The sequence below is a fragment of the Scytonema sp. HK-05 genome (genome assembly GCF_963872035.1).
Classification (GTDB): Bacteria; Cyanobacteriota; Cyanobacteriia; order Cyanobacteriales; family Nostocaceae; genus Kalymmatonema.
In genome coordinates this window covers 1-10,752 of sequence record NZ_CAWMYC010000050.1, presented here as the reverse complement: position 1 = coordinate 10,752, position 10,752 = coordinate 1, and the positions used below count along the sequence as shown (strand labels likewise).

General features: G+C 46.4%; 9 protein-coding genes and 2 pseudogenes. 4 read left to right on the top strand and 7 right to left on the bottom strand.

Features of this window, described 5'->3' with window-relative positions; translation table 11 throughout:
- Positions 1-304: pseudogene (locus AACT52_RS08430) on the bottom strand (cytochrome P450); the annotation flags it as partial.
- Between the two features lie 346 nt (positions 305-650).
- Here AACT52_RS08430 and AACT52_RS08425 point away from each other — a divergent pair.
- The 4 genes and pseudogenes from AACT52_RS08425 (at position 651) to AACT52_RS08410 (ending at position 3,022) form a co-directional block, all read left to right on the top strand.
- Positions 651-1,370, top strand: a complete 720-nt coding sequence (locus AACT52_RS08425; protein ID WP_073636511.1) for an N-acetylmannosamine-6-phosphate 2-epimerase — start codon at positions 651-653, stop codon at positions 1,368-1,370.
- On the top strand, positions 1,336-1,593 hold the full coding sequence (locus tag AACT52_RS08420) for a hypothetical protein (protein WP_143173017.1): 258 nt from the start codon (positions 1,336-1,338) through the stop codon (positions 1,591-1,593). Before AACT52_RS08425 ends, AACT52_RS08420 begins: the two co-directional genes overlap by 35 nt.
- 61 nt (positions 1,594-1,654) lie before the next feature.
- Positions 1,655-2,773: pseudogene (locus tag AACT52_RS08415) on the top strand (hybrid sensor histidine kinase/response regulator); the annotation flags it as partial.
- A 96-nt stretch (positions 2,774-2,869) separates the two neighbouring features.
- Positions 2,870-3,022 (top strand): hypothetical protein, encoded by a 153-nt coding sequence (locus AACT52_RS08410; protein ID WP_158055024.1) that lies wholly within the window; start codon positions 2,870-2,872, stop codon positions 3,020-3,022.
- Here the strand turns inward: AACT52_RS08410 and AACT52_RS08405 are convergent.
- From AACT52_RS08405 to AACT52_RS08380, 6 genes are all read right to left on the bottom strand, one after another.
- On the bottom strand, positions 3,004-4,761 hold the full coding sequence (locus tag AACT52_RS08405) for a multicopper oxidase family protein (RefSeq protein ID WP_073636510.1): 1,758 nt from the start codon (positions 4,759-4,761) through the stop codon (positions 3,004-3,006). The two genes, AACT52_RS08410 and AACT52_RS08405, sit on opposite strands and share 19 nt — an antisense overlap.
- A gap of 135 nt (positions 4,762-4,896) precedes the next feature.
- Positions 4,897-5,475, bottom strand: coding sequence for a plastocyanin/azurin family copper-binding protein (locus tag AACT52_RS08400; RefSeq protein ID WP_073636509.1), 579 nt, complete (start codon positions 5,473-5,475; stop codon positions 4,897-4,899).
- A 37-nt stretch (positions 5,476-5,512) separates the two neighbouring features.
- Entirely contained in the window at positions 5,513-6,835 is a 1,323-nt protein-coding gene (locus AACT52_RS08395) for a YCF48-related protein (RefSeq protein WP_073636508.1), read from the bottom strand.
- An 81-nt stretch (positions 6,836-6,916) separates the two neighbouring features.
- Entirely contained in the window at positions 6,917-8,173 is a 1,257-nt protein-coding gene (locus tag AACT52_RS08390) for a hypothetical protein (RefSeq protein ID WP_073636507.1), read from the bottom strand.
- 421 nt (positions 8,174-8,594) lie between these two features.
- Positions 8,595-8,807, bottom strand: a complete 213-nt coding sequence (locus tag AACT52_RS08385; protein ID WP_073636506.1) for a hypothetical protein — start codon at positions 8,805-8,807, stop codon at positions 8,595-8,597.
- Positions 8,794-10,614 (bottom strand): peptidoglycan-binding protein, encoded by a 1,821-nt coding sequence (locus AACT52_RS08380; protein WP_073636505.1) that lies wholly within the window; start codon positions 10,612-10,614, stop codon positions 8,794-8,796. Before AACT52_RS08380 ends, AACT52_RS08385 begins: the two co-directional genes overlap by 14 nt.
- Positions 10,615-10,752: the final 138 nt, after the last annotated feature.

Sequence of the window (10,752 nt, the reverse complement as noted above, 5' to 3'; positions counted from 1 at the left end):
GTTCGTTTGTGGACTCTTCAAGAATCCCCCGGCTTTTAGCCGTGGGGAGTATCAAATCCAAATTTCCTAACTGATTGATATACAACGCTGTGCGGTTTGAACTCAAACGCTCATCCCGTAAAGCCGCCTCAACATCTCTATAGCGTGTCAAAACCCAGTATCCGAAAGATTCGCTATAGTGAACCGGGTCTTCTTCACGCATCCGTTTGAAGAGTGGATAGGAATTGACCAAAGCGGATGGTGCAAACAGATCATACGTTGGCTGCTTTGCTTTTGCTGCCGTATTCTTGTGTTGTGAATTCATTTGCTTAATCTCCATTAGGAGTGAACTAAAAAAAATTTAGGTAGTTACGCTTTAGCCTCATATTATGCCCGGTTAAAAACTTATCATTAAGGGGGCAGGGGGTAGCGGGAAAGAAAGTTTTAAGGTATTTTAACTACTTCATGCATTGGTAACAAGCTAAAAACGAGTTAATTTTGTCAATACACCTAAATATATAAATTAATTTATATAGGAAGGGCTAATAACTAATAGACATCTTACAAAAGTATGATTAATAGATATAGCAATCCGCGCAGGATTCGTGAAAAACAAGATCCCCGACTTCTTATAGAAGTCGGGGATCTGAAGGGTAAATGACTAATAACTCATGACTAATGACTCTTTAATTCAAGCACTACATCACGGACTGATCGTATCTTGTCAAGCGCCTGTTGAATCACCACTGCACGAAGCAACGGTTATTGCAGCAATGGCGCAAGCTGCTGTCAACAATGGTGCTGTTGGAGTCCGAATTGATACTCCTGCTCATATCGTTGCTGTCAAACAAAAAGTAAAAGTTCCAATTATTGGACTGTGGAAACAAGTCGTATCTGGTTATGACGTATACATTACACCACAGTTTCACCATGCTGCTGCTGTAGCAATAGCGGGAGCAGATATCATTGCCATAGACGCGACTACCAGAAATCGCCCCGGAGGTGAAACAATGGCAGATATCATTGCCGGAATTCATCAAGAGTTAGGCAAAACAGTTATGGCAGATGTAGACACGATTGAGGCAGCAAAAGCAGCTGTCGCGGCTGGTGCAGATATTGTGGGCACAACTCTTTTTGGCTACACTGACTCAACCAAGCATCTTTCTCCCCCTGGCTGGGAACTCCTCACCCAAATGGTTCAGCAATTAGAGGTTCCAGCAATTTGTGAAGGTGGCATATCTTCACCCCAAATGGCTAGTCGTGCTATTGATTTAGGAGCATACAGTGTTGTTGTCGGTACTGCTATTACTGGTATTGATCATCTTGTCAAAGGATATTTGACACTCCTCAGCCGTCATGCTGAGAATTCTTGCTTCAACCGTCCTCTCTAGATACCCAAATGCGAGCATTCAAATATCCCCAGTAGAGGCAACACTTCGAGACATGGAGCAGCGGTTGCAACTCGCTTTGGCGGCGGCTGACATGGTTGCCTGGGATTTAGATATCAGAACCCGCCAAGTTGTCTGCTCTGAAAGTGGTTTAAACAGACCGAGTACGGTTGGCTTGACCGGAATTTACGCCCGCAGACTGGAAGGAGCCGACTCCCCAGGATGAGGTGGGAAGAAATCACCAGACCAAGGAAGAGCGAAGTTTGGGTAAGTATTTTAGAGCAGGCTCGCCACTCAACCCGATTATGGGTTGGACAACACTGCTTCGCAAAGGTAAGTTAGACCAAAAGACAACGGATCGCGCTTTGGAAACTATCGAACGCAATGCTAAAGTACAAATTCAATTGATTGAAGATTTGCTCGATGTCTCCCGAATTTTACGGGGTAAAGTCAGTCTAAATATTTGCCCGATTGACCTAGCAACAGTCATTTCAGCAGCAATGGAAACAGTGGGTTTGTCGGCTGAGGCTAAGTCAATTAAGATACACACAATGTTTGAACCAAATTTGGGGAAAGTTCTGGGCGACTCAAGCCGATTGCAGCAAATCGTTTGGAACCTGCTGGCAAATGCGGTGAAGTTCACACAACAGGGAGGACGGGTGAATATCCGACTAGAACGCGTTGGACACTACGCCCAAATTGTAGTAAGTGATACAGGTAAGGGTATTGAGCCTGACTTTCTTCCCTATGTGTTTGACTACTTCCGCCAAGAGAACAGTACCACAACCAGAAACTTTGGTGGACTGGGGTTAGGGCTGGCGATTGTCCGTCATTTAGTCGAACTGCATGGCGGAACAGTCCAAGCAGACAGTAAGGGCGTTGGTGAGGGGGCAACCTTTACAGTGAGACTACCGCTGATGCCAACTCAACCACAGGCACTCCAGAACGAGACACAGCCTGAGTCATGCCCGGATTTGAATGGCGTAACGGTGTTATTGGTAGATGACGATACCGATACGCGGGAGTTTGTCACCTTCTTGCTAGAGGAGTATGGGGCGAGTGTAACAGCAGTGACAAAAGCCAGTGAAGTACTCACCGCTTTAACCCAGTCTCTGCCAGATGTGTTCCTTAGCGACATCGGGATGCCGGAAGTTGACGGATATACGTTGATACAACAAGTCAGAACTTTGCTGCCAGAACAGGGAGGACAAATTCCAGCGTTAGCGAAGCTCCTCCGAAGGAGGCTCGCCCTAACCGCCTATGCAGGGGAAATGAACGAAGAAAAAGCACTTTCAGCGGGTTTTCAAAAGCATATTCCTAAGCCAGTCGATCCAAGTTTGTTAGTTGAGGCAATTTCTCACCTACTCCTACCCGCCGGTTCGCCGCTAGGCGTGAGGGCAAGGTAAAATACCAATTAAATAAACCGCTCCTGAGCCAAGGACGCCAAGAAAAAGATAGGTAATCTTGTAGCACCGAAGAAAGCTGCCAATTGCACGCGTAGCGTGTCCAAAGCAGATAGGGCGATCGCTAATCAGCAGAACCGACAGCAGAAAATCGGCGTTGCTGAATTCAGGGATGATTCTTGTGGGGTAGGCATCCTGCCTGCCCAAAAAATTCAAGGGACGGGCAGGACAGTTCAACTGTCTGATCCGTAAACTTCCCTGTTGTATCTTATGATTGCATCGGAATCGTAAGCAGGCTGCTGAGGCAGAGCAAAAGGCTGAGTACCAGGCTGCGGCGGGCAAAGCGCTTCCATCTCGGAGACTGGCTTCGCTGGGGCGATCGCGCTGGGATCTCTATTATCCTCACCCACCTGAAACGTCACCATCATGTCGCAATCTTCATGCTTGAGGTTGTGGCAGTGCATCATATATATCCCCTCATGGGGACCAAACACACCTGCAACTGTTGCTGTTTCTCCAGGTTTAATAACAAAAACATCTTTCCAAGCATTCTCCTCGTAAGGCTTAAGTGGTATTTGTTGTCCAGTGTTGTCCGTACGCTTAACAATCTGTAAGTCACTTAGATGAATATGCACTGGGTGAATTTCTTCGCTTTCGTTGCGTAGTGTCCAGTCCACACATGTCGGGTTGGCACGATCAAAAGCAGGCGCACAAGCAACTTTTTCAGGCCATCCCTTGTCGTTGATTAACCATTTCCCTGTTTCATCTGAGCATGTTACAGTCTGGCTCTGAGCGAATGTGAGTGTGAGTTCTGTCGGACACTCACTTGACAATGCAGCCAAATTGACTTTAGGGCAGTTCTCAAAACGCTTAACAGACCTTAAGAAATCTGGAACAACACTATCATCAGCAACAGGCTCTGGATTAATGTCGAAACGTAGAACATTTCTTGGAGCTCCAGATCCAACACCTACAACTTCTAACTTCAAATAAGCTTGAGTTACACCACTCTCAAATATTTCGTTAAAGTCGATAACGAACTCATAGCGTTCTCCTACGCCCATCTCCAGATTATCTACATTGACGGGATTTTTCCGCAAACCACTATCTGTTGCAATCACTTGCAGAGTTCGATTATCAGCTTCATTATTTACTGGAGCAACAGTATTTACTGGAGCAACAGTCACTTTAAAGATGCTTTGACTGACAGCGTTCAAGACTCGGAAGCGATACTTGTGTCGCTTCACATCCATATGGGGTTCTAAGGCACCATTGACAAGGATTCGTCCTCTTCCTCTTCTACCTGGGTGTTCCTGTAGAATGAGCGGTACATCAAATTCCCCATCAGTGAGTTGAGGAAGTTTATCCCTCTCCCATTGATCCTCAACAATGTACATACCCAACAGACCTTTTTTCACATTGTCCAAAGTTTTGTGAAGTGTATGATCGTGGTACCAAATTGTCGCAGCACGGTCGTTGGGATAGACGTAATCCTTGTAATAATCTGGCGGAATATAATCTTCAGCGTAGCCATCGTATTCTGGTCTGGAAGCCATACCATGTAGGTGAACTACCGTCTTAATAGGCTCCCCATTTGCTTCATTACCCAGTTTATTAATGAAGCGGACAACTGAATACCACACTTTTTTATCCTTCTGTAAATCCCCAACTTTTTGTCTAATGAGGGGACCGGGCGTGGTTCCGTTATAACCCCAAATGTCAACTAGTTCTCCCCCAATGCTTTGCTGACACTTCTTGATTTCGATTTCGTAGTAATCTGTTGGCATTCCATTGACGCCATTTTGAGTGCTACATACGGGTTTGAGAACAGGTGGAATGGGTAGGCTGTTCTGAAATGGTTGGTGTGTTCCTGGAGTTGGCGTCGCTGGACAACGTTGTTGGGCTAATGCTTGACGTTGGTAGCTCAAGGGCAACAACAGGGAACTGCTTCCAACCAACCCTAGTTTAATGACTTCTCGTCTGGTTAACATTGCTACAGTGCTTATTGGCAATTCAGTTAAATGAAAGCATAGCGAGACTGTTATCAAGGGCTATTTCATCTTTGATTATCTTTGTTTGGGGATATCCAAATGATGCAAGGTGAAAGTCTCGCTATTTTGGAGTTATTAACTTTCGGGGCTATTTTCCCCAGTTGGCTTAACAAATACAATGCCACTCATCGATTGACCGTGGATTTTACAGTAATAAAAGAAACCAGCGTCATCGCTTGGGCTTGAGAAGGTAAACTCAAATTTATCATCTCGTCGTAAATTTCCAGAATTAAACAGCGGCTCTCCCTCATCTCGGGTGACGGTGTGTGTCAAATTACTCTCATTAACCCATCTGACTGTATCGCCAACTTGGATCGTTACATCTTGTGGCTCGAATTTAGTACCGATAATTTTGACAACTGTAGGCTCGGCTGTAGCTAGCGGCTTAACAATGACATTGCCACTCATTGATTGACCGTGGATTCTACAGTAATAAAAGAAACCAGCGTCATCGCTTGGACTTGAGAAGGTAAACTCAAATTTATCATCTCGTCGTAAATTTCCAGAATCAAACAGCGGCTCTCCCTCATCTCGGGTGACGGTGTGTGTCAAATTACTCTCATTAACCCATCTGACTGTATCGCCAACTTGGATCGTTACGTCTTCTGGCTCGAATCTAGTACCGACAATTTTGACAACTTTAGTTTCTGCCATTTTAGTACTCCAAAATCAAACTAAACTACGTTGATTTTTACTGGTGCAAATGAATCACCCGGCTCTCGCCCTCGCCATCTACAGTTAATCTGTAGATATAGATTCCACTGGGGAGGCGATCGCCTTTATCATCCGTTCCATCCCAAACAACACTTTTTGAGCCAGCACTTTGTTCGTTTTCATCAATCAGTTTGCGAACCTGCTTGCCAAAGCGATTCCAAATATGGATTGTGACTCTGCTAGCAGCCTTCGCTAAGGTGTATTCAATGGGAACGGATTTGTCATACTCCTTCGGCGTCACTGTCTCCAGAAATCGGGTGGGGACAACTCGCTCACCTAAAACAGCTGCTCTAGGAGCTTCAGAATATTTGTACACAGTTTGACCGGCAGCATAGCCAACACTGACGGGATTGCCTAAAAAGCGAAATCGATTAATAAACTTGCCAATCTCATCAGCATTTTCCCAGGTTTTGCCACCGTCACGAGTGACACTGCTAGTTCCTTTCTCAAAATTTTCATCTCCCCAACCACCAACCCAACCTTGGGTTTCATTAATAAATCCGACACCTTCAAGGTTGGCATTTCCTTGGACGGGTAACCTTACCCAACTCTGTCCACCATCTGTAGTTTTCAGAATTGCAGCTTCTTGGAAATTTTCTAGAGAGACAAACCCAATTTCGTCATTGAGAAAGTGAATTTTCCACCCCCACTCTCCTTGGGGAAAAGACAGATTCTCGACGCGATTTTCCCAAGTCCGTCCGCCATCCTCTGTGTAAAGAACCACTGGTGTCAAATCCTTATAGTCGGGGTTCTCTTTGTCAGAAATACCGCCAACAACCCAGCCACGCTCTGGGGTAGGAAAATAAACGTCTATTAAATTTGAGGCATATTGACTCATATCCCAGGCGGTCCAAGTTGCCCCGCCATCAACACTTTTCATCATGCGGGCAACTTGATCGGGGAAGTTAGTACCGGAAGCATAGATTACCGAATCATTGACTGCATAAAGACCACAAACTGCTACCGGAGCTTCTTCAGGGATATTTTCGACAGCCTGCCAATTCTCGCCACCATCGATTGTGTGATACAAACGCACTTCGGGTGTCAGTGTTCCTACCCAGCCCTTTAGAGGATTTGCAAAACTGACACACCGCAAATAAACTGCATTGTTATTATTTGTGATCCTGGCTCTAAATTTGATATCCCAACTAGCACCTCCATCTGTAGTTTTTAGAACATGACCGTCGCTATTGACAGCCCAAGCCACGGAAGATTCAATCAGCCATATATCGTCGTACCTTGATGAAGCTGTTGGGGCACTAGTAGGCGACCACTGCAACTTTAAGTTTGTTAGCGTCATAGAAAGAAATTTTCTCCTGTTACTTTTCATTCGTCTTAATAGCTTGTAGTTGTTCAATGACAATGCCATTTGAACAACCCATTATTTCGGGACAAAGCCGCACTCCCTCAAGGTGTGTGAGCGTAGCAGAAGCGATTCAGGAAGCAGGGTGATTTCACGCCACACGAAGCACTCTCGTATCGTTTGCTGGTGTTGTCCATTGGTCAGCTCGCGATCAGCACGCAGCAACCCACGCAGGATAGTGTGGTACGTCAGAAAATTGGGCGGGGATAATTTACCCCAGGTCAGTGCTAAGAGCCGTCCTAGGTAATCCCTTGCTTCAAGTAAGGCTGTCTTGAATTCAGCCTCATTCCCTGCATAAGCGGCTGCAAAATCTGCTTGGATAGCCTCCAAATCTTGGTTGCGTCCTGGTCCTGAAGTTGAGCGGTCTGCCAAGTCCTGAGTGATCAGGTTCCGCTTCAATAGCTCCTTCTGGAACACCTCGACCATGATGTCAAAAATACCACCAGTCAGTGGAAGCGAACGGTCATGGGGTTCCACTCCAACATCAGACATGCGCGAATAGTTAAAGGCAATGCGAATCTGCCGGCTTTTATCAAGTTCGCCAACACGGTTTAGTTCGTTGACGGTAAAGAGGTTACCTTTGGTTCGCTCTAGAAGATAATCTACAAGTGAATTAAAGTGTAATGACGCGACAATGGCTACAAGATCGCCAGCAGACTCGTGCATTCCACGGTAATCAATGCGATCGTCCCCCGCGCTCATTGGGACACCGACCTCCGCAAAGATGATACTGTGACCCAGCTCGTGAGCAAGCACGTCGAAGTTCTCGCAATACGGCCGTGAGTGATCAATTCCGCCTTGGGGTCTACGACCATACCCAAACTCTAAAAAACCATAGCCGGACTGGGCATTGTCCCATTCAATCAGAGGAATCAGTTCTAAGCGAGCAAAGTCTGATTCAAAGTGCCACTCGATCTTGTGTCCAAAGTAGTCCTCCCAAATATCGAGGACGCGGCGGACGGTGGCGTACATGGTTGCGCACGAGAACTCACGGCTGTCCGGGTCCAAATGGTCAAAATGACCGTCTGGTCCTGGTTTAACAGGCGGATTCTTAGCCCCAAGATAGGGCGGGCGCAAGAACGGCGAGTAGGGCAGCTTGTTAATGGCATCAACAACGTACATCCGATCATCAGTAGGACCGGGCTGGATCTCGTTGGGTGGCACAGAGATATGAATAATTTCCGGTTGAGGAAATATATCTAGAAAACGTGGCTGAGGAAAAATGCGAAAGCGAGTTCCTGTATTCTTTAGAGCGGCATCAAGTTGCATTGACATAATTAATCTCCCAGATACGGATGTTTAGGATAGCTAGCAGTCAAACGGTCTAACAGCTTAGTTGTTCAGCAGCTTATAGACTAAGTTGAAATTTTATGAGGATGCGCGGATCGCGAGAGTTATTCATCAAGTACCAACAAACAATCCCAGGTTATAAATCCGACAATTCTATCCACAGTCAAACCTTTAGTTTTTTTAAATAGCTCAACAACCGCTTCAGCATGCGGCTCAAATTTGAGTCAACTGTTGAAGGACCGTAGTTAAGATAGTCCCGGCGTTCTCACACCAATTTAACAGCATCATCTCTGCTGCTAACACCATAGAATAGGTCGAGCTTGAGTGGATACTTATGTGATATCTGTCAGTAAAATCAACTCATGCACTTCTGGAATATAAATTGCAAAAAATGTTAACAAATTGCTCAAAGATTGAACCCGAGGCGATCGCCGCTTGCGGCACTGGGCACATGGACAATCGCATTCAGCAAAATATACAAGGCGATGCTCTCTCTGGGAGCGGCGCTTTGCGCCATCGCAATTGCAAATGTGCAAGTGTATGGCTCAATTATTTGAGACATCACTTGAGCAATTTGATTGTGTGCTTTCAGCTTGAGGATGAAGTTAACATACCCCACGTAGCCTGCTTAAAGCATTCCAAGTTTGGGGACCAATGATTCCATCGACGGACAAATTTTTATCGTTCTGAAAAGCCTTCACTGCTGCCTCAGTTTTCGCTCCAAAGTTGCCATCAGTTGCTCCAAGAGCGTATCCGTTGACATCAAGCCGCCGCTGAACTTGGGCGACTAGTTCACCAATAGAGCCACGGCGCAGTATTGGCAAGTCAACAGGGTTGTCAGCGCATAACGCTTTCCAAGTCTTAGGTTCAACAATACCATCTGCTGTTAAAAAGACCTGGCATTGAAAGTTTTTAACAACTGCTTCAGTTTTGGCATTGAATATGTCGTCAATGTTAAAGCCTGAAACACCTGCATCTGCAATTTCACTGTTTAGGAGAAGGTCTTTCAATGCTCTAACTACTGGACCAGTAGAACCAACCTGAAGAATAGGTTTGTTAGGAACTGAGCAAATGTCCATTGAATTTTTAGTTGGTCGCAAAAAGTTGTCGAAAACGAAGTCGGCAATGGCTTCACCTGCCCGTATCCCTTGGACTTTATCAAATTGCCAGTGGATTCCTAGGTAGATTCGACTCTGCCCATTTTCGTCAGATGCTTGGCTAAAGCTATTGTACGAGCGAGGCAACAGCGGTCGTACTGTGCCATCAGCATCCAGGTTCTGACCGTTGAATTCATCGGAGACAAAGGTAAAGGGGATTGTATCTGTGTCGTAGAAACGCTTCAGAATTTGAAACAAGGCGGCACCAAAAGTAGCGTGGCCCGATGTGTATGCGGGAAAATTTGGTGTGAAGTTGCGTTTACGTGGGTTGTTGGTGTTTGGGGCACCTAGGGGTGTCCAGTTCGAGTCGCCATTGCTAGCTGGGTTGCCATCTCCTTGCTGGCTAGGACCAGTGCCGGGGTCAGCTTCACGAACTCCAAGAATGGGTCGCCATAAGTTGTAGAAGTACTTGGTGTCCCAACACTGGATTCCTGCATCAGCCATAGCAAGATTCACAAGTGCAAACAGGCGAGCGTTTTCAACCAGCCTGTTCCCTTGCTCCTTAGCAATCTGCCGTGCGATCTGGTTGTAGAGACGAGGTGGAGTACCTAAACGCGGCGTACCGTCATAAGCCCAGAAAATACCAATCACCGTCTGCTCGTCGGTACGGTCAGTGGGGGTTTGGTTACCGTCACCGCCCTTGGTTTTGATTTCATTGAAGGCGTCCGTGTAGTCATCGCTGATCAATGTAGGAGGAGGGGGAGAGCGGAAAGCAGGAGTGCCCTGACCGCCATTGCGGTTCAAGGTAAAGGGGGTGACAACACCCCACCGAGGCGTCAAGAACCCTTGACCGGGGTTGAGTGGGTCCTCCCGGTGCTGACCTGGTAAGCTCCCTGGTACGTAATCTTGATCCAAGTTCGAGTTGTCGTTACGCCGTGCGGCAATAATTTGGCTGGCGACTTCAGCACCTACCTGGCGGCCTTGCTCCTTAGGCTTGCCGTCAGGAATCGCTTCAAGCGCCTCAGTAAGTGCTTTCTGGAGGAAAGCCTTTTTTTGACTGGGGTACAGGTGGGCAAGAGTCTCGAATGCTGCTTGAGCAACCGCCGCTTCGACCGAGGCTGTACTAACCTCAGGGATGCTAGTTAGGTAGGGCGTGAAGGACCCGTCGATTGAATTGACTGCGTCAAAGATAGCTGCATGTGCGATCGCCAAAGCGCGGGAAGTCCGGGTAGGTCCGCCTTGGTCGGGGCGTTTCACAATATCCGGCGTGTGATCGTTAGCCACCACCTGCAAGGCAACACTATTCCAGTGGAGAACTGCATCAGACATGGGATTTTACCTTCCATTTAATTTCTTAAAAAATGTGGAATATTGAAGACATCACTTAGGATGACTTAATAGCTTCAAGAAAGCTAATACCAATTCTTTATGAAGATGCATAGAATATTAAAAAACGAACCGCCAAGA